At 65.0% G+C, this 23560-nt stretch carries 20 protein-coding genes and 1 tRNA gene; 16 read left to right on the top strand and 5 right to left on the bottom strand.

From position 1 onward, the window contains the following. Positions 1–10: 10 nt before the first annotated feature. The 12 genes from RX330_RS06095 to RX330_RS06150 all read left to right on the top strand — a co-directional run bounded on the left by RX330_RS06095 (position 11) and on the right by RX330_RS06150 (position 13405). Positions 11–178, top strand: a complete 168-nt coding sequence (locus RX330_RS06095; protein WP_212080394.1) for a hypothetical protein — start codon at positions 11–13, stop codon at positions 176–178. A gap of 220 nt (positions 179–398) precedes the next feature. Then, positions 399–1742 carry a phosphoglucosamine mutase gene (gene glmM, locus RX330_RS06100; RefSeq protein ID WP_212080396.1) on the top strand — a complete coding sequence of 448 codons (1344 nt, stop codon included), beginning with the start codon at positions 399–401 and terminating at the stop codon, positions 1740–1742. Positions 1743–1940: 198 nt separating this feature from the next. Next, a complete protein-coding gene (locus RX330_RS06105) occupies positions 1941–3188 on the top strand; it encodes an MFS transporter (RefSeq protein WP_212080398.1) in 1248 nt (415 codons plus the stop codon). A gap of 226 nt (positions 3189–3414) precedes the next feature. Continuing rightward, the gene (locus tag RX330_RS06110) at positions 3415–4245 is read left to right on the top strand and encodes an outer membrane protein (protein WP_317242393.1); all 831 of its coding nucleotides are present in this window, start codon (positions 3415–3417) and stop codon (positions 4243–4245) included. Positions 4246–4413: 168 nt separating this feature from the next. Further along, a complete protein-coding gene (locus RX330_RS06115; protein WP_317242394.1) occupies positions 4414–5274 on the top strand; it encodes an outer membrane protein in 861 nt (286 codons plus the stop codon). Between the two features lie 72 nt (positions 5275–5346). Beyond that, positions 5347–5937, top strand: a complete 591-nt coding sequence (locus RX330_RS06120) for a glutathione S-transferase family protein (RefSeq protein ID WP_317242395.1) — start codon at positions 5347–5349, stop codon at positions 5935–5937. Positions 5938–5952: 15 nt separating this feature from the next. Further along, complete coding sequence (locus RX330_RS06125; protein ID WP_317242396.1) at positions 5953–6417, top strand: GNAT family N-acetyltransferase; 465 nt, start codon at positions 5953–5955, stop codon at positions 6415–6417. Positions 6418–6577: 160 nt separating this feature from the next. Beyond that, the gene (locus RX330_RS06130) at positions 6578–6784 is read left to right on the top strand and encodes a hypothetical protein (protein WP_212080406.1); all 207 of its coding nucleotides are present in this window, start codon (positions 6578–6580) and stop codon (positions 6782–6784) included. Positions 6785–6863: 79 nt separating this feature from the next. Further along, entirely contained in the window at positions 6864–8036 is a 1173-nt protein-coding gene (locus tag RX330_RS06135; RefSeq protein ID WP_317242397.1) for a phosphoserine transaminase, read from the top strand. Positions 8037–8207: 171 nt separating this feature from the next. Beyond that, on the top strand, positions 8208–9797 hold the full coding sequence (gene serA / locus RX330_RS06140) for a phosphoglycerate dehydrogenase (protein ID WP_212080410.1): 1590 nt from the start codon (positions 8208–8210) through the stop codon (positions 9795–9797). Between the two features lie 256 nt (positions 9798–10053). Beyond that, on the top strand, positions 10054–11226 hold the full coding sequence (locus tag RX330_RS06145) for a thiolase family protein (protein WP_212080412.1): 1173 nt from the start codon (positions 10054–10056) through the stop codon (positions 11224–11226). Positions 11227–11431: 205 nt separating this feature from the next. Then, positions 11432–13405, top strand: a complete 1974-nt coding sequence (locus tag RX330_RS06150) for a methyl-accepting chemotaxis protein (protein ID WP_317242398.1) — start codon at positions 11432–11434, stop codon at positions 13403–13405. An 88-nt stretch (positions 13406–13493) separates the two neighbouring features. On the opposite strand, the gene RX330_RS06155 is transcribed toward RX330_RS06150, so the two are convergent. Beyond that, a complete protein-coding gene (locus tag RX330_RS06155; protein WP_317242399.1) occupies positions 13494–16904 on the bottom strand; it encodes a PAS domain S-box protein in 3411 nt (1136 codons plus the stop codon). Positions 16905–17527: 623 nt separating this feature from the next. On the opposite strand from RX330_RS06155, the gene RX330_RS06160 reads away from it, so the two are divergent. The 4 genes from RX330_RS06160 to tenA all read left to right on the top strand — a co-directional run bounded on the left by RX330_RS06160 (position 17528) and on the right by tenA (position 19623). Then, a complete protein-coding gene (locus RX330_RS06160; RefSeq protein ID WP_317242400.1) occupies positions 17528–17962 on the top strand; it encodes a phasin in 435 nt (144 codons plus the stop codon). 335 nt (positions 17963–18297) lie between these two features. Beyond that, positions 18298–18374 (top strand) — tRNA-His (locus RX330_RS06165). Positions 18375–18584: 210 nt separating this feature from the next. Next, entirely contained in the window at positions 18585–18914 is a 330-nt protein-coding gene (locus tag RX330_RS06170) for a hypothetical protein (RefSeq protein WP_317242401.1), read from the top strand. 34 nt (positions 18915–18948) lie between these two features. Then, positions 18949–19623, top strand: coding sequence for a thiaminase II (tenA, locus tag RX330_RS06175; protein ID WP_317242402.1), 675 nt, complete (start codon positions 18949–18951; stop codon positions 19621–19623). A 49-nt stretch (positions 19624–19672) separates the two neighbouring features. On the opposite strand, the gene RX330_RS06180 is transcribed toward tenA, so the two are convergent. The 4 genes from RX330_RS06180 to RX330_RS06195 form a co-directional block, all read right to left on the bottom strand. Beyond that, positions 19673–20077, bottom strand: a complete 405-nt coding sequence (locus RX330_RS06180) for a nuclear transport factor 2 family protein (RefSeq protein ID WP_317242403.1) — start codon at positions 20075–20077, stop codon at positions 19673–19675. Positions 20078–20418: 341 nt separating this feature from the next. Next, entirely contained in the window at positions 20419–21357 is a 939-nt protein-coding gene (locus tag RX330_RS06185) for an AEC family transporter (protein ID WP_317242404.1), read from the bottom strand. 6 nt (positions 21358–21363) lie between these two features. After that, positions 21364–22287, bottom strand: a complete 924-nt coding sequence (locus tag RX330_RS06190) for an HpcH/HpaI aldolase/citrate lyase family protein (protein ID WP_317242405.1) — start codon at positions 22285–22287, stop codon at positions 21364–21366. 2 nt (positions 22288–22289) lie between these two features. Further along, on the bottom strand, positions 22290–23456 hold the full coding sequence (locus RX330_RS06195) for a CaiB/BaiF CoA transferase family protein (RefSeq protein ID WP_317242406.1): 1167 nt from the start codon (positions 23454–23456) through the stop codon (positions 22290–22292). Positions 23457–23560: the final 104 nt, after the last annotated feature.

Here is a 23560-nt window from a genome sequence, read left to right on the forward strand (position 1 = left end):
GGAGAGCGCCATGACGAGGCCGCACGCTCAACCTTCCCCGGAAGAGATCAAGGAAAAGCGCGATCTCGAGGCTGCGCTGGAAGAGGGGTTGGAGGAGACCTTTCCGGGGTCCGATCCCGTCAACGTCACCCAGCCGGCGCCGAGCCGCGGGGATGGCCATGTGAAGCGCAGCGATTAGCGGGTTCCGCGCTGTTTCGGCGCGATGGGCAGGAAATATAATGTTAACAAGACGTTATCGCGCCGGTGGCAGCCCCGGTTCCGTAACGATTCATCATATTTTTTGAAGCCAAGTTAGCCGCACAGGCATTATATAGGCCCCAGCAAATCAGGGATGCGGGCCCCGTTCGGGCAGCCCGTGGTTGTAGAGGGGATCCCCTGGTTGTTGCTTGGGGGACGATATGAGCCGCAAATATTTCGGGACCGACGGGATACGGGGCCGCGCCAACGGACTGATCACGCCGGAGCTCGCGCTCAAGGTCGGTCAGGCCGCAGGCCTTGCATTCCAGCGCGGTGATCACCGCCACCGGGTCGTGATCGGCAAGGACACCCGCCTGTCCGGCTACATGATCGAATACGCCATGGTCGCGGGCTTCACCTCGGTCGGCATGGACGTGCTGCTGGTCGGCCCGATGCCGACGCCGGCGGTCGCGATGCTGACCAAGTCGATGCGGGCCGATCTCGGCGTGATGATCTCGGCCTCGCACAATCTGTTCGAGGACAACGGCATCAAGCTGTTCGGGCCGCAGGGCTTCAAGCTCTCCGACGACGTCGAGCGGCAGATCGAGCAGCTGCTCGACGAGCCCATCGACAAGCGGCTCGCACAGAGTGCGAGCCTGGGGCGCGCCCGCCGCATCGACGGCGTGCATGACCGCTACATCGAATTCGCCAAGCGCACCCTGCCGCGCGATCTCTCGCTCGATGGCCTGCGCGTCGTGATCGATTGCGCCAACGGCGCGGCCTACAAGGTGGTGCCGGAAGCGCTGTGGGAGCTGGGCGCCGACGTGGTGCCGATCGGCGTCGAGCCCGACGGCTTCAACATCAACAAGGATTGCGGCTCCACCTCGCCGGAAGCGCTGTCGAAGAAGGTGCGCGAGATGCGCGCCGACATCGGCATTGCGCTCGACGGCGACGCCGACCGCGTCATCCTGGTCGACGAGCGCGGACATGTCGTGGACGGCGACCAGTTGCTCGCTGTGATCGCGCAGAGCTGGAAGGAAGACGGCCGGCTGTCGCGTCCGGGCATCGTCGCCACCGTGATGTCCAATCTCGGCCTCGAGCGCTTCCTGAAAGGGCAGGGGATCGATCTCGTGCGCACGCCGGTCGGCGACCGCTACGTGCTCGAGCAGATGCTGAACGGCGGCTACAATCTCGGCGGCGAGCAGTCCGGCCACATCATCCTGTCCGACTACGCCACCACCGGCGACGGCTTCGTTGCCGCCCTGCAGGTGCTGGCGGTGGTGCAGAAGCTGCGCCGCCCCGTCTCCGAGGTCTGCCACCGCTTCGATCCGCTGCCGCAGATCCTCAAGAACGTCCGCCACAAGGGCGGCAAGCCGCTCGACGATTCCCAGGTGAAGTCCGCGATCTCCGACGGCGAAAATCGCCTCAACGGCCACGGCCGTCTGCTGATCCGCTCCTCCGGTACCGAGCCGGTGATCCGCGTCATGGGTGAAGGCGAAGACCGGGTCCTGGTCGAGGATGTCGTCGACACCATCGTCTCCGCGCTGGGCCAGGCGGCGGCGTAAGGTTTTTCAAGCGCGAGCGGGGTGAGGTGATCGCACCCCGCGGGCAGTATCGTACGCAAGAGCGCCTTTGCCCACGTGATACTGGACTCATGGAGAGGGTAGACACGCATCCCAGCCATCAGCGATTGGCGGTGGCCTGGCCGCCGCTTGCATCGTAATCAGCACGTCGCGGCAATCTGCCGCGCCGGGATCGTTGCATTGAACAAGCCTGTCGTCGTCTCCGAGGAAACGCTGACCGAGCCGGTCGTCGTCGCTGACGTGGCACCCGCCGCCAAGGCGGCAGGGCCGGCCTATGTCGTGCTCGCCGGCATCAGCGTCTCGCACTTCCTCAACGATACCATGCAGTCGTTGATCGCGTCGGTGTATCCGATCCTGAAGGACACCTACGCGCTCGACTTCGCGCAGATCGGCATGATCACGCTGGCCTTCCAGTTCACCGCCTCGCTGCTGCAGCCGGTGGTCGGGCACTACACCGACAAGAAGGCGCAGCCCTATTCGCTGGCGATCGGCATGGCCTCGACCTTCTTCGGCCTCTTGCTGCTCAGCGCCGCGCATCAATATCTCGTCATTCTCGTTGCGGCCGCGCTGGTCGGTCTCGGCTCTGCGGTGTTTCACCCGGAGTCCGCACGCATCGCGCGGCTCGCCTCCGGCGGTCGCTACGGTTTTGCGCAATCGGTGTTCCAGCTCGGCGGCAGTTTCGGCACCTCGATGGGACCGGTGCTGGCGGCGCTGATCGTCGTGCCGTTCGGGCAGGGCAGCATCGCCTGGTTCTCCTCGATCGCGTTCCTGGCGATCCTCATCCTCTGGCGCATCGGCCGCTGGTATGCGCCGCAGATCAAGGCGAAGAAGTCGGTGGCGCTTCAGTCCCATCCCGACGCGCCGAGCCCGCGACGCGTCGCCGTTGCGCTGCTCGTTCTGGTCGCGCTGCTGTTCTCAAAGCAGCTCTACGTGTCGAGCCTGTCGAGCTACTATATCTTCTATCTGATCGACCGCTTCGGCGTCTCCACGCAGGCGGCGCAGATGTATCTCTTCATCTTCCTCGCGGCGAACGCGGTCGGCGCGTTTCTGGGAGGTCCCTTGGGCGATCGTTTCGGCCGCAAGATCGTGATCTGGATTTCGATCCTGGGCGCGTTGCCGTTCACGCTGGCGCTGCCCTATGCCGGGCTCGCTGCGAGCGCTGTGCTGTCAGTCGTCATCGGCTTGATCATCTCCTCGACGACGTCGTCGATCATCGTGTTCGCGCAGGAGCTGGTGCCACATCGCTTCGGCATGATCTCCGGCGTGTTCTTCGGCGTCGCCTTCGGCATCGGGGGGCTGGGAGCTGCCGTGCTCGGCAAGCTCGCCGATCACACCTCGATCGAGTTCGTCTACCAGGTCTGCGCCTATCTGCCGGCGATCGGCCTGCTTGCGGTGTTTCTGCCCAGGCTGCCCCGGCACACCCGTTAACAAATCCTGCTTCGCTGCATTGCGGCTTCATCAATCGTTAGCAATTGCGGCGCGCGACCGCCGCATTTTTGCAACGCTCCAGCCGCATCCGCGTGTGAGGTGAGAAAAAATCAACCTTAAAAATTAGGGTTAAGTGGCGCTTAAACATTTGCTGGCATCGTCCCTCCGTGAGTTTCCAGAACGTGAGGCCTGCGTATTTGCCTCACCGGCCAAAAGGACGAAGCCAATGCGTAGCGTTAAGTCTCTCCTTGCCGCGGGTGCGGCAACCCTGATCTCGTCGATGGCGTTCGCCGCCGATATGCCGATCGCGGCGCCCCCTCCCATGTACGCGCCGCCGGCTCCGCCCGCCGATTTTGGCGGCTGGTATCTCCGTGGCGATATCGGCATGACCAACCAGAGCGCCAAGCGCATCGAGAGCGCCCTGCCGGCTGGATTTTCGAAGACAACCGAGGGCGTCGGCTTTGACTCTTCGCCGCTGTTTGGCCTCGGCGCCGGCTACCGCTTCAACAACTGGTTTCGTGCCGACGTGATCGGCCAGTACCGCGGCAAGGCTAACTTGCACGGCAGCGACAACGTGGTTGGACCCGGCTTCGTCGGCGTCAACAATTACAGCGGCAGCAAGTCCGAGTGGGTCGTCATGGCCAACGCCTATGTCGATCTCGGCACCTGGTGGTGCATCACCCCGTTCATCGGCGCGGGTGTCGGTGGCTCCTACAACAAGATCAGCGGCTTCCGCGACGACGGCGTGTCCTACAACCCGCTGCTCAACAACAGCGTTGCCTACTTCGGCGACCACGGAAAGTGGAACCTCGCCTGGGCCGCTCACGCCGGTCTCGCCTACAAGGTCAATCCCGGGTTCACCGTCGAACTCGCCTACAGCTACATGAACCTCGGCGACGCGGCGCCCGGCAACTACCGCTTGTTCGACAACAGCGCCTCGGGCCCGACGTCGATCAAGATCAGGGACATCACCTCGCACGACGTCAAGATCGGCGTCCGCTGGGATCTCAACAGCCCGCCGGCCTACATGCCGCCGCCGCTGGTCACCAAGGGCTGATCGAAACTTCGATCGGTTAGGACTTCTTAACGGCGCGGGATCATCCCGCGCCGTTTTGCTTTGCGGATTTTTCATGGCCTGGTCGCGACGAAGGCGGCCGGCGCAACCATTGGTTAAGGTTAACAGGCGATGATCATCGCAACAGTTCGAGTCCGATGGAGCGTTGCGATGCGTAGGCTGATCTTGGCGGCAGCGATGTTGGGGACGGTGTCTGCCGCGCACGCGGCCGACATGCCGGACCTGCCGATTCTGCGCGGCGGCTTTACCGACGGTCTGTCGAAGTCCTCAGTCAATTGGGAAGGCTTCTATGTCGGTGGTCAATTCGGTTTCGCCACGTCCGAGATGGACTTCAGCCGCGCCCCGAAATCGATGACGGATTTCATGCTGCGCGACAGCATCCTGCAGGCGCCGGTTGGTGGTTGGTCGCTGCTGCCGAAGAACCACGTTCAGGGCACGGGATTCGGTGCCTATGTCGGCCGCAATTGGCAGTTCTATGACGCCGTGATGGGCGTCGAAGCCAACTACAGCTACATGAACAATCACGGGAGCAGCGCGAGCGATTCCATGACGCGGTTGATCCCAGGTGAAACCGCGCCTACGAATCACGTCTACACCTACGATACGACGCTCGGCGGCGGCGCCGCGTTGCAGCTCAAGGACTATGCGACCTTCCGAGGTCGGGTTGGATGGTCCGGCGGAGACTTCATGCCTTATGCGTTCGGCGGCCTTGCGATCGGACGCGTCGATGTGTCGAGGTTCGCGACGGTGTCGTATCTGAAATACGACGACTTTACGGATCCGAACACCGGCGTCACGACGCGCACGACCATCGATTCAGGTACGATGACGCAGACTGAGCGGCGTGCGAACAGCTTCATCTACGGATGGACGGCGGGCATCGGTATCGAATACGCTCTGCTCAACTGCTTGATCCTCCGCGGCGAGTGGGAGCATGTCGGGTTCTCGAACGCCAAGAACATCTCGGTCAACTTGAACAATTTCCGCGTGGGTGCCGGCTACAAATTCTAAGCCCGCGTTCGCAGCCGGTTGACACAGCTTCGTCGTCCTGATGCTCTGTCGCTGCAAAGCGGGGCGGCAGCGATGAAGATCTACGGCGACAGCAATTCCGGCAATTGCCTCAAGGTGAAGTGGGTCTGCGACAAGCTCGCATTGCCCTATCAGTGGATCGAGATCGACACCCGCAAGGGCGAGACCCGCACGCCGCAATTCCTTGGGATGAACGGCGCCGGCCAGGTGCCGACGATCGCCTTCGACGACGGCCGCGCGCTGGCGCAATCCAATGCCATCATCCGCTATCTCGCCCGCGACAGCGCGCTCGTTCCGCGCGATGCCTTCGCTGCGGCCAAGATGGATGAATGGCTGTTCTGGGAGCAGTACAGCCACGAGCCCTATATCGCGGTGTGCCGCTTCGGTCTCGTCTATCTCGGCAAGGATGCGTCCGAGCTGGATCCCGAGAAGGTGAAGCGCGGCTATGCGGCGCTCGACCGCATGGAGCAGCATCTGGCTGCCAGCAGCTTCTTCGCCGGCGAGGATGTTTCACTCGCCGATGTCTCGCTGCTCGCCTATACCCGCGTGGCGCATGAAGGCGGCTTCGACCTCGGCCGTTATGCTTCCGTCCGCCGCTGGATCGGCGAAGTCGAAGCGTTTCTCGGCCTTCCGCCGGCGCGCTGACGTGGAGTTTTCGCCATGAGCGCCGAGTCCGTCTCCATTCGCCGAGCGCGCCGCGACGACGTTCCCGCGATCGTGGCGATGCTCGCCGACGATCATCTCGGCCGCGGGCGCGAGCGTGTCGAGGATCCGTTGCCCGCTGCCTATTACGACGCATTCGCGCGGGTCGCGCGTGATCCGAATCTGGCGCTCGTGGTGGCCGAGATCGAGGGCAGGGTGGTCGGCTGCCTGCAACTCGCTGTTCTGCCGGGCATCAGCTCGCAAGGCGGCGTGCGCGGCCTTCTCGAAGACGTGCGGGTTGCCACTGATTGTCGCAGCCGCGGGATCGGCGAGCGCTTGGTGCAGTGGGCAATCACGGAAGCAAAGGCGCGCGGCTGCAGCCTGGTCGAACTGCTGACGCATCAGACGCGCGTCGATGCGCAGCGATTCTACAAACGGCTCGGATTCACAGCGAGCCACGTCGGCATGACTGTCCGCTTTTGAGCCAGTTGCTTGCGGGCCTTGCGCAATCAGCAAATTCAGGTCGCGCATTCGTTCATGTTAAGAGGCGGTAAACTACCCGTCGGTCGTTCACGTTGATGAAGGAACGATCGGTGCTACGGCGGCATCTAGCCACCGGGCTCGGCTCGGTTCGGGGATTTCAATGACAAGCTATTCGATGGTCAAGGTCGGCAACGACTATGTCGTGCAGGCTAATGACCAGTGCATTTTGAAAGTCGGCAGCCGCCGCAAGGCCGCGCAATTGATCAGTGAAGCCACGGACTTGCTCAATGCGCTCGCCGTCGTTGAATCCCCTGGTATCGCAGCGGAATCACCGTCAAGCCGCCGTGAGGCGCCGGAACTTCCTTGACTGCCCCTCCCGATTCCCGTATCAGCCGCGGCGGGACACCTCCCCCCAACGGGAGGCTTACTATCTGGAAGGGTAGATCATGACTGTAGCGAAGCCCGCTTCGCGGCCGAACGTGCCGCATTTCTCCTCCGGCCCCTGCGCCAAGCGCCCCGGCTGGAACGCACAAAATCTCAAGGACGCAGCGCTCGGCCGCTCGCATCGCGCGAAGGTCGGCAAGACCAAGCTCAAGCTCGCGATCGATCTGACGCGCGAAGTGCTCGAGGTGCCCGCCGATTACCGCATCGGGATCGTGCCGGCATCCGATACCGGCGCGGTCGAGATGGCGCTGTGGTCGCTGCTCGGTGCACGGCCCGTCACCACGCTCGCCTGGGAATCCTTCGGCGAAGGCTGGGTCAGTGACATCGTCAAGGAATTGAAGCTCAAGGACGTCGCCAAGCTGAACGCGGCTTACGGTGAGATTCCCGATCTGTCGAAGGTCGATCCCGCGAGCGACGTCGTCTTCACCTGGAACGGCACCACCTCTGGCGTGCGCGTGCCGAACGCCGACTGGATCAAGGCGGATCGCGAAGGCCTGACCATCTGCGACGCGACGTCGGCCGCATTCGCCCAGCCGCTCGACTGGGCCAAGCTCGACGTGGTCACCTTCTCCTGGCAGAAGGCGCTCGGCGGCGAGGCTGCGCACGGCATGCTGATCCTCTCGCCCCGCGCCGTGGAGCGGCTCGAGACCTACAAGCCGGCCTGGCCGATGCCGAAGATCTTCCGCATGACCAAGGGCGGCAAGATCAATGAAGGCATCTTCGTCGGCGAGACCATCAACACGCCGTCGATGCTCTGCGTCGAGGATTATTTGGACGCGCTGAACTGGGCCAAGTCGATCGGCGGCCTCAAGGCGCTGATCGCGCGTGCCGACGCCAACACCAAGGTGCTCGCCGACTGGAAGGCGAAGACGCCGTGGATCGACTTCCTGGCCAAGGATGCCGCGATCCGCTCCAACACCTCGGTGTGCCTGAAGTTCACCGATCCCGCCATCACCTCGCTCTCCGAGGACGCGCAGGCCGACTTCAGCAAGAAGCTGGTCGCGCTGGTCGAGAAGGAAGGCGCCGGCTACGACTTCGCCTATTACCGCGACGCGCCGGCCGGTCTGCGCATCTGGTGCGGCGCCACGGTGGAGGCCAAGGACGTCGAGCTGCTGACGCAGTGGATCGATTGGGCCTTTGCCGAGACCAAGGCCGCGCTCGCCAAGGCGGCCTGAGTTCTTACCCTCCCCTGGAGGGGGAGGGTCGACGCACCGTTAGGTGCGGCGGGGTGGGGTGATCTCTCCACACGGCGCACCGGCAATTTTCTTTGTTGCAGCTTCACCCCACCCCGGCGCTTCGCGCCGACCCTCCCCCTCCAGGGGAGGGTGTGAAGGAAAACACCCCCCATGACCAAACCCAAAGTTCTCATTTCCGACGCGCTCTCCCCCGCCGCCGTGCAGATCTTCAAAGACCGCGGCGTCGAGGTCGACTTCCAGCCCAACCTCGGCAAGGACAAGGACAAGCTCGCCGAGATCATCGGCAACTATGACGGCCTTGCAATCCGCTCCGCGACCAAGGCGACCGCCAAGATCCTGGAGAAGGCGACCAACCTCAAGGTGATCGGCCGCGCCGGCATCGGCGTCGACAATGTCGAGATCCCCGCCGCCACGGCCAAGGGCATCATCGTGATGAACACGCCGTTCGGCAATTCGATCACGACTGCCGAGCACGCCATCACGCTGATGCTGGCGCTCGCCCGCGAGATCCCGCAGGCCGACGCCTCGACCCAGGCCGGCAAGTGGGAGAAGAACCGCTTCATGGGCGTCGAGATCACCGGCAAGGTGCTCGGCGTCGTCGGCTGCGGCAATATCGGCTCGATCGTGGCCGACCGCGCGCTCGGTCTGCGCATGAAGGTGATCGCGTTCGATCCGTTCCTGTCGCCCGAGCGCGCCAGGGACATCGGCGTCGAGAAGGTCGAGCTCGACGATCTGCTCAAGCGCGCCGACTTCATCACGCTGCACACACCGCTGACCGAGAAGACGAAGAACATCATCGATGGGGCCGCAATCGCCAAGATGAAGAAGGGCGTGCGCCTGATCAACTGCGCCCGCGGCGGTCTCGTCGACGAGCAGGCGGTGGTCGATGCGCTCAATTCCAAGCACATCGCCGGCGCCGCGTTCGACGTCTTCGTCGAGGAGCCCGCCAACAAGAACGTGCTGTTCGGCCATCCCAATGTGATCTGCACGCCGCATCTCGGCGCCTCCACGACGGAAGCGCAGGAGAACGTCGCGCTCCAGGTCGCCGAGCAGATGTCGGATTACCTGCTCACCGGCGCGATCTCGAACGCGGTCAACTTCCCCTCGATCACTGCGGAAGAGGCGCCGAAGCTGAAGCCGTTCATCTCGCTCGCCGAGAAGCTCGGCTCGTTTGCCGGCCAGCTCACCGAGAGCGGCATCCTCAAGGTCGAGATCACCTATGAGGGCCACGTCGCCGAGATGAAGATCAAGGCGATCACCTCCGCCGTGCTGTCGGGCCTGCTGCGGCCGATGCTGGGCGAGGTCAACGTGGTGTCGGCGCCCGTCGTCGCCAAGGAGCGCGGCATGGTGGTGGACGAGATCGTCCGTGCCGCCCAGAGCGACTATGAAAGCCTGATCACCGTCACGGTCACCACCGAGCGGCAGGAGCGGTCGGTCTCGGGCACGGTCTATGCCGACGGCAAGCCGCGCCTCGTCGATATCAAGGGCATCCGCGTCGATGCCGAGTTCGGCAAATCGATGATCTACGTGACCAACGAGGACAAGCCGGGCTTCATCGGCCGGTTCGCGAGCCTGCTCGGCGACGCCAAGCTCAACATCGCGACCTTCCATCTCGGCCGCGTCGCGCCCGGCAGCGATGCCATCGCGCTGGTCGAGGTCGACGGGGCGGTGCCGCCGGATCTGCTCGCCAAGGTGCAGGCACTGCCGCAAGTCAAGCAGGCCAAGGCGCTGACGTTCTGATCAACTCTCACCTTCGTCATGGCCGGGCTTGACCCGGCCATCCACGCCTTGCTCGCGGAACGAAGAACGTGGATGCCCGGGACAAGCCCGGGCATGACGAGCGGATAGAGTGACGCCCGCATCCAAATTCCGACCCGCGGAACATCGCCGCCTCCTTACCGGAGGCGGCGATTTTATTTCTCCCTCAGCCTTCCAACTTTGTGTACCAATGGCGTCAGGACGCTCCGTTCAAATCGTTCGACAAGGGAGAAAACACATGCGTGAAGCCGTCATCGTTTCCTATGCGCGCACGGGCCTCGCGAAGTCAGGCCGCGGCGGGTTCAACATCACGCCGCCGATGTCGCTCGCGGCCCATGCCATTCATCACGCGGTCGACCGCGCCGGCGTCGAGAAGGATTACGTCGAGGACTGCTATCTCGGCAATTGCGCCCATGGCGCGCCGAATATCGGCCGTCAGGCCGCGCTGCTCGCGGGCCTGCCGAAGACCACGGCCGGCGTCTCGGTGAACCGTTTCTGCTCCTCGGGACTGCAGACCATCGCGATGGCCGCCAACTCGATCCGCTCGGACGGCGCCGACTGCATCGTCGCCGGCGGAGTCGAGAGCATCTCGATGCCGGGCGGCGGCACGCCGAAGGAATCGATCGATCCTGAATTGCTCAAGGTCGCGCCTGATATCTTCATGGCGATGATCGACACCGCCGACATCGTCGCCGAGCGCTACAAGCTCAGCCGCGAATACCAGGACGAGTTCTCGCTCGAATCGCAGCGCCGCATGGCGGCATCGCAGCAGGCGGGCAAGTACAAGGACGAGATCGTCCCGATGAAGACCAGGATGAAGGTCGTCGACAAGCAGACCAAGGCGGAGTCGATCGTCGATTACGTCGTCGACCGCGACGAATGCAATCGCCCCGAGACCACGCTGGAGGGGCTCGCCAAACTCGAGCCGGTGAAGGGCCCCGGCAAGTTCGTCACCGCCGGCAATGCCAGCCAGCTCTCGGACGGCGCCGCCGCCGTCGTGCTGATGGAAGCCAAGGATGCCGAGAAGCGCGGCCTCAAGCCGCTCGGCCGTTTCGTCGCCTGGGCGACCGCCGGTTGCGAGCCAGACGAGATGGGCATCGGTCCGGTGTTCGCGATTCCGAAGCTGCTCAAGCGCACCGGCCTCAAGGTCGACGACATCGATCTGTGGGAGCTCAACGAAGCCTTCGCCAGCCAGTGCCTGTACTGCCGCGACCAGCTCGGCATCGACCCCGCCAAGTACAACGTCAATGGCGGCTCGATCGCGATCGGCCATCCTTTCGGCATGACCGGCGCCCGTCTCACCGGCCACCTGCTGCAGGAAGGCGCGCGCCGCAAGGCCAAGTGGGGCGTGGTGACGATGTGCATCGGCGGCGGCCAGGGCGGCGCCGGGCTGTTCGAAATCTACAGCTGAGACGATCCGCTTTCCAAGGAAAGACGACAGGAAACACGGCGCCCGCACGCGCCGTGTTTCTTTTTTGGAACCGGCTTGTGCATCTCACCGTGCACAAGGGCGAGCGCTGTGACGAATACACGTATTCGTACGTGCCCGCAAATTAACGGAAGCTTTCACCCCTTGGGGCTTCATCAACCGCATTTGCCACCATCGGGTTTATCAGATGCGGTTCCTTTCCCTCCGTCTCACTCACAAGATCACGGCAATCGGCGTGATCGGCGTCGTTGGCGTCGTCCTGATCGGCGGCATCCATCTCTATGGCGAGCGCGCGATGGCGGTCTATCGCGATGCGGCCGAGAACGCGCGCGCGATCCAGGAGCTGAACAGCAGGATCGCGATCGAGCTGCTCGAGGCTCGCCGCGCCGAGAAGGATTTCCTGCTGCGCAATGATGCCGGCAAGGCGCAGCGCCAGGTCGAGATCGGCAGGGAGGTTGCCGTCGACATCGAGAAGATGCGCGGCAGGATCGCCGCGCTCGGCAAGCCCGACCTGGTGCGCCAGATCGACGCGATGAATGCCTCGCTGAGGGATTATCAGGCGCAGTTCGTCGCCGTGGTCGAGACCAAGCAGCGGCTTGGGCTCGACGAGAAGTCCGGCCTCGAGGGACGCCTGCGCGCCTCCGTGCACGACATCGAAGCCAGGGTCGATCAATTGCACAATACGCCGCTCCGCGTGACCATGCTGATGATGCGCCGTCACGAGAAGGATTTCATGCTGCGCCGCGACGCCAGATACGGCGAGGACATGAAGAAGCGCGCGGGCGAGTTTCTCTCGGGCCTCGATGCTGCCGATATGTCCGATGCCGCGAAGACGGAGATGCGCGCGAAACTTGCCGATTATCAGCGCGATTTTTCCGCCTGGATGGACGCAGCGCTCACGCTCGCGGCCCGGCAGAAGGCGATGTCCGAGGCGTTCGCCGCCGTCGAGCCGGTCATCGAGCAGGTGTCGAAATCGGTTGATGGGATCCGTGTCGAAGCCGACCGGCTGAACGATGTCGAGCGCGACGGCATTCAATGGTGGATCGGCGTCGCCATCGCGCTGATTGCATCCGGCGTGCTCGGCCTCGGCGTGTTCATCGGGCGATCGGTCTCCAGGCCCCTGTCCGCGATGCGCGCTGCGATGATCGAACTCGCCAACGGCAATTTCGCCGTCGTTCTGCCGGGGCTCGGCCGTCCCGATGAAATCGGCGAGATCGCGCAAGCGGTCGAGACGTTCAAGATCAATGCCGAGCGGAAGGCGCAGGAAGAAGCCGAGGAGAAGATCAGGCAGGACAAGCTCGCCGCCGAGCGCCGCCGTGCCGACATGATCAGGATGGCCGATGATTTCGAGGGCGCGATCGGCGAGATCGTCGAGACGGTGTCATCTGCCGCCAATGAGCTCGAGGCCTCGGCCACGTCCCTGACCACCACCGCCAGCCGCTCGACCGAGCTTGCTACGCTGGTGGAGGCTGCCTCGGAAGAGGCCGCGACCAACGTGCAGTCGGTTGCTTCCGCCGCGGAGGAGCTCACGGCCTCCGTCAGCGAGATCAGCCGGCAGGTGCAGGCCTCCGCCCGCATGGCCGGCGAGGCCGTCAGCCAGGCCGGGCAGACCAACGATCGTGTCGGCGAATTGTCGAAGGCGGCCGCCCGCATCGGCGACGTGATCGAGCTCATCAACGCCATCGCGGGCCAAACCAACCTGCTGGCGCTGAATGCCACCATCGAGGCCGCCCGCGCGGGCGAAGCCGGGCGCGGCTTTGCCGTGGTGGCCTCGGAAGTGAAGGCGCTCGCCGCGCAGACCGCGAAGGCGACGGGCGATATCGGTCAGCAGATCTCGAGCATCCAGATCGCAACGGAGGATTCGGTCGGCGCCATCAAGTCCATCGGCGGCACGATCGAACGGCTGTCGGAGATTTCATCCACCATCGCCGCCGCGGTGGAGGAGCAGGGCGCCGCGACCAGCGAGATCTCGCGCAACGTCCAGAACGCCGCCGCCGGCACCACGCAAGTCAGCGCCAACATCAGTAGCGTGCGCCAGGGCGCGACCGAGACCGGCTCGGCCTCCTCGCAGGTTCTCTCCGCGGCGCAGTCTCTGTCGAACGACAGCAGCCGCCTGAAGATCGAGGTCAGCAGGTTCCTGGATACGGTGCGCGCGGCGTAAGCAACATCCCAACCGGTCGTCATTCCCAGGCGTCGCGGAGCGACGAGCCCGGAATGACGGCTCGGGCGTTTGATCTATTGCATCCGCCCTACGCCCCCGCCAGCGCCGGCGCGAACACCACTTCGATCAGCGTGCCGTGGCCGGCGCTCTTGATGTTGAAGCGGGCGCGGTTGGCTTCGACCAGGGCCTTGGTCAGCGACAGGTTGAGCGCCGCGCTGTCCGCGGCATCGCCCGGCGGCGGGGTGTGGAACGGCTCCATCGCGGCGGCGACCTCGCGCTCGGTGAGGCCATGGCCGGTGTCGCGGATGCGCAGCGCGATCTCGCCGCGGTCGGACAGCGCGGTCGAGACGATGACCTGGCCGCCGGCGCTGGCCAGCCGGATCGAGTTCGAGATCAAATTCATGGCGATCTGCCGCATCGCGCGCGCGTCCACGCTGACCTGCGGCAGCGCATGCGCGAGCGAGGTGCGGATGATGATGCGCTCGCGATTGGCCTGCGGCTGCATGATGGTGACACAGGCTTCGACGAGATCGTTGAGGTTCAGATTCGCAAAATTCAGGTCGAGCTTGCCGGTCTCGATCCGCGACAGCTCCAGCAGATCGTCGATGATGGCGATGACGCGCTCGCCGGAGGCGCGAATGTCCTTCATGTATTCGCCGTAGCGCTCGTTGCCGAGCGTGCCGAAGCGTTCGGAGATCATTACCTCGGCAAAGCCGATGATGGCGTTGAGCGGCGTGCGGATCTCGTGGCTGATCCGCGCCAGCATGTCGGCTTTCGCGTTGGCCGCGCTGTGGACGAGGCGGCGGGCCTGCGTCAGCTCGCTCTCGCCCTTCTTGCTCTGCGAGAGATCGCGGAACACGGCGAAGAAGTTCGGCCCGTCGGGCCGCGTGCGGCCCATGATCATCGCGAGCGGAATGGCGCCGCCCTTCTTCTCGCGCCCCAGCACTTCGCGGCCGTGGTCGAGCAGGCTCGCGATGTCCTGGCTCTTCAGGCTTTCGAAATAGTCGGCGACGATCTGCTGGCTCTCGGGCGCGAACAGCGTCACCAGATTCTGCTCGAGCAGCGCTTCGCCGTCATAGCCGAACAGCGCCTCGGCGCTGCGGTTGCAGGCGTGGATGTTGCCTTCGGCATCGAACATCACGATGCCTTCGGCCGTGGTGTCGAGGATCGCGGCGAGATCTTCGGCCTCGGTCTCGCCGGCGGCGGGCTCGAGCTCGGGCGCGAAAGGGAAGGACTCCGGGGCAATTGGCTCGGCGACGACCGCCGCGGTGACGACGGGCTCGGCAATGCCGGGCGCGGTGACGGCAGGTGCGGCCTGCGGCAGCGCGCAGATCAGCGCATGCGCGCTCTCGCCGTCCCAGTCGATCGTGTGCAGATGCGCTTCGGTGGTCGCGAGCGGCTGCTCGCCGTTCGCCATCGTCGCGCTGATCGTCACCGGCGTGCCGGCTTGCGAGGTGCTGCTCGCGGAGGACACGCCGGGCTCGACATAGAGCGCATCCAGCCCGCCGGCATCCTCCAGCGCATGGATGTCGGCATAACCCATCCGCGCGAGAAACGCCGTGTTGGCGTAGAGCAGGCGGTCGAGCCGGTAGATCAGGATGCCCGTCGGCAAGAGGTCGAGCAGCGTGCGGTCGCGCGCGCTGGCGCCGCGTGGCGGCGGCGCGGGCTCGGTCAGCCATTGGGCCGCAGCTTGCGGCGGCTCGGGCTCGGGTTCGGGCACCGGTGGTTCGGGGGTGATCTCCGCCGTCGTCTCGGCGCTATCTGCCGCGATCGTCTCGCGCTCGCGCTCGAGCCGTTCGGACAATTGCCGGGCGAGCTCGTTGAACGCGCTGTTCTCGACCGGCGTCAGCGTCGGCGCTCTCTGGTCACCTTGTGACCTCTGGTCACCCTGTGACCGGACATCGCCATGCGGGCGGAACGGCACGACATTGGGAGGTGTTTCCAGGGGAGTCTCCACGGGCGTTTCCACTGACATGTCCGGTTCGGTTGGAGGTGAACTCGCGTCGCTTGTGGGTTCGGGCAGTTCGGGCTCGGGACCCGGCTCAGGCTCGGATGCCGGCGGCTCGATCGGCGGAGGCGGCGGTTCGGCCAGCAATTCGAAACGCCTGAGCGAATCGAGCCGGTTGAGGGCATCGAGATCGCGGCAGACGCCAAAGCCCTTGAAGCCGGCAAAGTTGCGCGCGTGATCGTAGACCGGCAAGCCTGCGAGCTCGACCGGCAGATGCTCGCCGCCGTCGGTCGGCCAGTTCACGGTGATTCCGGCCCAGGTGTCGTGGCTCGCCAGCGCCTGCGCGACGCGGCTATCAGGATCGAGCGAGAATTGCTCGGCGATCTCGCGCCAGGGGCGGCCGAAGCCTGCGGCGGTGCGCGCGCCGATCAGGCGGATGAAGTCGTCGGAGAGAAGCACAAAGCGGCCCTCTGCATCCATCTGCCAGAGGAAGCGCAGCGGATGCTGACGCGGTGCGGGCGGCTCGTGGCCCGACGAGTCTTGGCCCGACGGCGGCTCAACCATGACTGATGTGATCGGCGCGGCCTGCGGCGACACAATGGCTGCCGGCGGGTTTTCAACCGGAGTTTTGAGCGCGGTTTCGCCGGCCGCGTCTCGAACAGTCTCCTCGGCCGCGGCCTTAACCGTCGCGGCTGGCTGCGGTTCGCCCGCGATCGCCTCATTGCTCGCGGGCGCCTCGACCGGCTCCGCGAAAGCGTCGAACAGGGCGATGCCTTCCGGCGCCTCGTGCGAGGGCGGTGGCTCGTTTGGCATCGCCGCCGCGGGCTCCGTGATGCTGGCCGGCGTCGCCTCGCTTGGCGCGCCCTCAGCCACATGCTCGGCAGGCGCGGCTTGCGCGGCGGCGGCCGGCTCGATCAACGCGACCAGGCCGACATCGGCGCCCGTGCCGACCCGTTGCAGCACCATCTGGCCGATTCCGATCGGCGTCTCGGCGCGGCCTTCGCGCAGCGCATCGCTGCGGGCACGGTCGAGGCCGGCCTCGCCGAGATCGCGAAAGCCGAGCAGGGAGCGGGCGGCCTCGCTGGCGCCGACGAACAGGCCGTCGGGCGCGAAAGCGGCCATCGGCACCTTGGCGCCGTCGACCAGACGAAGGAGCCGCTCGACCAGCGGCATGGTGCGCAAGCTCGGGTCCATCGCGGTGACGAGCACCGCATGACTGCCGTCGGCAAAGTCGAGCCGTGCGCAGGCGCAGGTCATCAGCGTGCCGAGCCGGGCGCCGAAACCGCGCAGACGTTCGAGCCTGATGGAGCCGTTCGCCGGCAGCTGCCGGGCAAGCCTGATAACCTGACGCCGATGGCTGTCCGCCGGGCCAAACATCCGGTCCGCGAGCGCAGCGCTGTTTGCCGCGCCGAACAGTCTTGCGCCGACCGGATTGGCCCACAGCACGCGCGCGCCGTCGGTCGACCACAGCCAGGCGGGCTGCTGAGAGGTCGCATGCACGGCCAGCCGGGGATCGCCCACACCTCGCAACTGGAAATCCGAACTCGTCATAAGGCCGGCTGTATCTCACGCATGAAGCTGGCGGCTGCCGGGAATGACAGCCTTAAGAAAGGGTTAGTATCGCCCGCGGGCGCGGGCAGGTCCACGGCCCGGCCCTTCGGAGGTCACCCAAAGCCGCGATAACCTTAATCCGGCCAACCCCGCAAGCCGCCGCCCGGTTCATCCAAGGGATTCGAAAGTCTCTCCCCCGTCATTCCGGGGCGCGCTCCTCCGTCATTCCGGGGCGCGCGCAGCGGGAGCCCGGAATCCATCAGGCCGCAGAGACGGTGGAGGAATGGATTCTCAGGTGCGCAATTGCGCACCATAGCTCGCGACTGCGTCGCGCCCCGGAATGACGGCGGAGTGTTCGCCGTGATCCGTCTCCCAAGCCTCAACCCCCGGTTCCCCCATACCGGAACCTCGCCCTCACCTAGATTAAATTTCGCAACGCACCCTGTTGGCGCGTTGCGCTGCACAATGTTGACACGATAGGCTGCCATAATCCTGGGCACTGGGCGAGCCACATCGTTTGTTTCGCGTTGCCAGTCTTCGTTCCCGCCATCAAATGGCCCCGGTTGGCCGGCGGGCGCGCCAGAAGGCTCACTCCATTATTTTCATTATCGTGAGGGACGACCATGACAGGTGCGACTGATCCGTTTTCTGCCTCGATCATTCCGTTCGAGGTTCCCGAGCAGATGCGTGCGTTCGCCGAAAAGGGCGCGGCGCAGGCCCGCGAGAGCTACGCCAAGTTCAAGGACGCGGCCGAGACCCACAACGGCACCGTCGAGGCCGTGTTCACCTCGGCCTCCAAGGGCGCGAGCGAGTACACCGCCAAGCTGGTCGAGTTCATGAAGGCCAACAGCAACGCCCAGCTCGACTTCGCCCAGCAGCTGTTCGGCCTGAAGTCGCCGACGGAGGCGCTGGAGCTGTGGACCGGCCACACCCGCACCCAGTTCGAGACCTTCCAGGCCCAGGCCAAGGAGCTGGTCGAGCTCACCCAGCGCGTCGCCGCCGAGACCGCCGAGCCGATCAAGGCGAGTGCCTCGAAGTACTACAAGCCCGCCGCCTGAGCGGTGAGGCCGGTTTGAGTTGAGAGAAGCCCGGGCCGAAACGCCCGGGCTTTTCTTCGCCTCGCGCGCTTCCAGAAGGTCGTCATGCCCGGGCTTGTCCCGGGCATCCACGTTCTCAGTGCCGCGGGCAAAGGCGTGGGTGGCCGGGGACAAGCCCGGCCGCGAGGTTGTGGAAGCTTGAACGCCCTAAGCGCCAGCGCATAGGGCGATTTCACCCGGTTTTTCACCCCATTGCGGCCTTGCCAAACCGGGCCGTTGCACCTAGTTTCCGCCCCGTCCAGCCCCCTCAGGCGTCAAGCCTTTTCAGGCACCCCTCCAAGGCGGCTCGCAAGGATGCAGTTGTAGCTCAGTTGGTTAGAGCGCCTGTCTGTGGAACAGGAGGTCGGTGGTTCGAGCCCACCCAACTGTACCAGCGATGATTGCGTCCAGACATGACGTAACGGACGGTGCCTGCAAGCTGATACTAGTTGTGCACGATCTGCCTCTAGCCATGGAAGCTCCGGTATTCGTCTTGCGAACCATTGGCCCTTGGTGACGCCGGTCGGATCAACGGATACTTTCATCGAGAGTATGAGTCATTTGCCGCACATAATTAGATCGCGACCCGCGAGCGGAGAACCGCATGGAAATTTCACAAGAAAGGTTCTTGCTTGCTCTAAGTGGGCTCAAGCCAAGCGACTGGGAACGCTTTGAGCGTCTCGCATCCACGTTTCTTGTATCTGAATGGCCAAAACTTAGAACCATGGCGAGTCCAAGTGGGGACGGTGGTCGCGATTCCGAACTGTTCTGTGCCGACGGTGCTCCGAACTTAGCTATTCAATATTCCGTCCAACTAGATTGGGCAGAAAAGATTCGTGCAACAGCAAAACGCCTGGCTGAAACCTTCTCACAAGCTAGCATCTTCGCGTTGTACCATGTCACCCTCCCTGCAACACGTGTCAGGCCTGCCTAGCGACCATAGACAACCAACCCAGGCCGAAAACATCGTGACCTTCTTCGAGCGTCTCAAGACAGCAGCATCCGCTGAGTGGCGGGCCTACACCGAACATCCCTTCACGAACGGGCTCGCGGACGGCTCGCTTCCCGAAGCGGCGTTTCGTCACTATCTCGTTCAGGACTATCTGTTTCTCATCGAGTTTGCGCGCGCCTACGCGCTCGCGGTCTACAAGTCGCCCAGGCTTGACGACATGCGTGAGGCCGCGGCCGGCCTCTCGGCCATCCTCGATGTCGAGATGAACCTGCATGTGAAGCTCTGTGCCGATTGGGGTCTGTCCCCGGCCGACCTCGAACAGGCTCCTCCGGCGGCCGAGATGCTGGCCTATACGCGCTACGTGCTGGATGCGGGAATGCGCGGCGATCTGCTGGCGCTCAAGGTGGCGCTTGCGCCCTGCGTGATCGGGTACGCGGAGATCGCAACGCGGCTTGCCTCGCGACCCCATGCGGACGCCGCGACCAATGCCTATCGCGTCTGGGTCGCCGAGTACGCCGGCGCGCCGTACCAGGAGGTCGCTGCCAAGGCGCGGGCGCACCTGGATCATCTCGCCGATCTCTACGCCACGCCGGCCCGCGAGGGGGAGCTGATCGCGATCTTCAAGGAAGCCACCCGCCTTGAGGCAGACTTCTGGGAGATGGGCTGGCGCGTGGGCCAGCGCACTCAATAGCGCTCGGCAGTCATCAGAATGACGGCGACAGTGTACGCGGGCCCGTGCTTCACCCAATCATCGCCTTGATCTGCGCCGTATCCGCAAATTCAATCAACTCCACGATCTTTCCATCCTGAAATCTGAACAGGTCCAGTATCTCGGTGCCCACCGCTTTTCCGGTCGGGTGGTATCGCACATTGACGCGCGAATGGACGGCGACGCGGTCTCCGTCGACCAGCTCGCTCAGGATTTCGCGGCCTTCGAAGCCGAAGCCGGCGGTGAACTGAGTGAAAGCCTCGCGCAGGGTCGGGTGGCCCTGCATTGTTCCTGTCAATTCGAGCGCGCTCTTGTTGCCCATCAAGGTGAACACGCCCTCGGGATGAAAAGCTGACACCAGGCTATCGGTGTCACCGCCGTCGCGCGCGGCGTAGCCGGCCCTGATCAATGCGAGCATGTCTTCGCGCTGTCCCATGTCAGCCCTCCCTGAAAGACGTATCAGGCAAGCCTAGCGACCTTTGCGTGTAAAGGCAAAATCATCGCGCGGCGCCCAGCGCGCCGAAGCAGGATGGTTCGTTTTCGTTCCCCGGTTTTGGCAGAAAACGGCAGCCGGCATCGGCGAACCTTTTCATGTCCCTGAGTGTTTGTAGCTGCGGCAGGACTGACAACGCTGAGGGAGTGGAGCTATGAACGGTATCATCTATATCATCGGGCTGATCGTCGTGATTGCTGCGGTGCTCTCGTTCTTCGGCCTGCGCTGATTGGCAATTCGACGCGGGGAGGCCGTGCGGCGTTGCCCGCAAAGCCCCGGACGCCTCACCGCGTTACCACCCACACCACCACCGGCAATGTCAGCGCCGCCAGCAGCGTGCCCAGCGCGACCGCGCCTGAGACCGGGTTCACCAGCCGCTGATACTGCACCGCGAAGATGTAGGCGTTGGCGCCGGTCGGCATCGCCGCGAACAGCACGATGACGCCGGCGGCGATCGGCGGCAGGTCGAGCATCCTTGCCAGCACGAACGCGGCGGCCGGCATGGCTGCGAGCTTGAGCGCGCACATCACCAGGATACTCAGCTTCTCGCCCTTCACCTCGAAGCGAAACAGATTGATGCCGAGCGCGATCAGCGCCGTCGGCGAGCCCGCCTGCGCCAGCAGCTCGATGGTGCGGTCCACCACCGGGGTGAGGCCGAGGCCGGTGAAGCGCCAGATCACGCCGAAGCCGATCGCCAGCATCAAGGGGTTGCGCGCGAGGTCGGCGATCACGGGCCAGACGATCGCGAGCGGCGAGCCCGCCTGCTTGCGGCTGACGAACTCCATCTGCAGCGTGCCGCACAGCCAGAGCAGCGGCGTGTTCACCGACAGGATCAGCGCCATCGGTCCCGCGGCCTCGTTGCCGAGCGCGGAGAGCACGAGCGGAATGCCGAGCATCACGATGTTGCCGTAGACCGAGCCGATCGCGAACACGACGCCATCCTCGCTGCCGCCGCGCCCGCGGCGCAGCAGCGCCGAGACGGCCATCGCCGCGATCCAGGTCAGCGTCAGCGCGCCGTAATAGGCGCCCCACATTCGCCAGGGACTGACATCAGGGAATTCCGAGACGACGATGGTGCGGAACAGCAGCGCAGGGATCGCGATGCTGAAGGCGAATTCGCTGATGCCCTTGTGCGCGCCCTCCGAGACGAAGCGAAACAGCACCGAGGCATAGCCGGCCGCGATCAGCACAAACACCGGCGCGACGATCAGCAAGGTTGCCATGCGCGCCTACGATCCCAGCTCGATGATCCGGCGCGCCATCCGCACATTGGCATAGTCGATCATCTTGCCGTCGAGCGTGACCGCGCCCTGGCCTTGCGCCTCCGCGGTTTCCATGGCCTCGACGACGCGCCGCGCCTGCGCCAGCTCGTCCTCCGACGGCGTGAAGGCGCGCAGCGTCGGCTCGATCTGATCGGGGTGGATCACCTGCTTGCCGTCGAACCCCATCGCGGCGGCCTTCTGTGCGCTGGCCTCGGTCAGCCTGGCGTCGCGGAACGCGCCGCAGGGGCCGTCGATCGCGCGCAGGCCAAAGGCGCGCGCGGCCACCAGCACGCGCATCATGGGATAGGCGAACAGGTCGAGCGGCGCTGAGGCGTAGCCGCTCTGCGCCGATCCGAGATGGCGATAGCCGTCCGGCGAGATCCCGATGTCGGAGGTGCGTGCGCCGAGCGAGGCCGCGAGATCGCCGACGCCGAGATGCAGCGCAGCGACGCTTGGGTGCGCGGCGGCCAGCGCATCGACATTGACGAGGCCGAGCGCGGTCTCGATCAGCAGGTCGAGCGCGACGGGCGCGTCGCGGTCCGGCCCGGCGGCGTGTAAGCGATCGGCGATGGCGACGATGTCGCCGGCGCGCTCCGCCTTCGGCACGATCACCGCATCCAGCCGGGGCAGGGCGGCCAGCGTGCGGATCTCGTTCGCGATGAACGGGCTGTCGACCGCGTTCAGCCTGACCGCGACGCGCTTGTCGCCCCAGTCGAGCGATGACAGCGACCGCACCGCTTCTTCCAGCGCGGCGCCCTTCTCGGTTGGCGGCACGGCGTCTTCGAGATCCATGAACACTGCGTCTGCCATGGATGCCGCCGCCTTGGCGACGAGACGGGCGCGATGGGCGGGAACAGCCAGATAGGCCCGGCTCGGCCGCAGCGAGGCCATCGTCAATTCTCCCCGCCGAGGCCGAGCTCGCGCAGGATGGCCTCGTTGTGCTCGCCCAAATCAGGCACCGGGTCCATCCGCGGCGTAAGGCCTGGAATGGTCAGCGCCGGCAGGAAGCTCGTCACCGGGCCGTTGGGAGAGCCGACGCTCTGCACGCGCCCGCGCGCATGCAGCTGCTCGTGCTTCAGGAAGGCCTCGACCGAGTTCAGATGCGCGTTGGCAATCGCGGCCTCGTCGAGCAGCCGCAGCACCTCGTCGCCGGTCATCGCCGCAAAGCGCTGATCGATATGCGCCTCCAGTTCGGTCCGGTTCTGCATGCGCAGCGGATTGGTGCGGAAGCGCAGGTCGTCGGCGAAGCCGGCGTCGCCGAGCACGACGCGGCACAGCGACCGCCATTCCCGGTCGTTCTGGATGCCGAAGAAGATCGTGCTGCCGTCGCCGACCCGGAACGGGCCGTAAGGCGCGATGGTCGCGTGCCGCGCGCCCGTGCGCGGCAGCGGCCGGCCGGTGCTCTCGGTGTAGAAGGCGGGATAGCTCATCCAGTCCGTGATGGAATCGAACAGCGAGGCCTGGAAGGCCGTGCCCTTGCCGGTCCGCTCGCGGCGATACAGCGCCATCAGCACGCCGTTCAGGATGTACATGCCGGTGGCGATATCGACCACTGATAGCCCGACCTTGGCCGGCTCCGCCTCGGTGCCGTTGACGGCGAGCACGCCGGCCTCGCACTGGACCAGGAGATCATAGGCCTTCTTGTCGCTGTAGGGGCCGCCGCTGCCATAGCCCGAGACGTCGCAGGCGATGATGCGCGGATATTTGCGCAGCAGCGATGCGGCATCGAGGCCGAGCCGCTCCGCCGCGCCGGGAGCGAGATTCTGGATGAACACGTCCGCCTGCGGCAGCAGGGCGTCGAGCACCTCGCGGCCGTCCTCGCTCTTGATGTCGATGGCGAGGCTTTCCTTGGAGCGGTTGGTCCAGACGAACTGGCTCGACATGCCGTTCATCACGTGGTCGTAGTCCCGGCAGAAATCTCCAGTGCCCGGCCGCTCGATCTTGATGACCCGCGCGCCCCAGTCCGCCAGGTGCCGGCTCGCCAGCGGCGCTGCGATTGCCTGCTCGAGCGAGACCACCGTGACACCCGCCAGCGGCAGCTCCGCCTCATTCCCGTCCATGCGACCGTCCTCCTCCGTGCGCTTTTCGACAAGCGCAGGAGACGAGCCAACCACCTCACGCGCATCTGCTTGATGACGACATGATGCCCCTGTTTTGCCCGACA

This window comes from Bradyrhizobium sp. NDS-1, from assembly GCF_032918005.1.
GTDB classification, from domain to species: domain Bacteria; phylum Pseudomonadota; class Alphaproteobacteria; order Rhizobiales; family Xanthobacteraceae; genus Bradyrhizobium; species Bradyrhizobium tunisiense.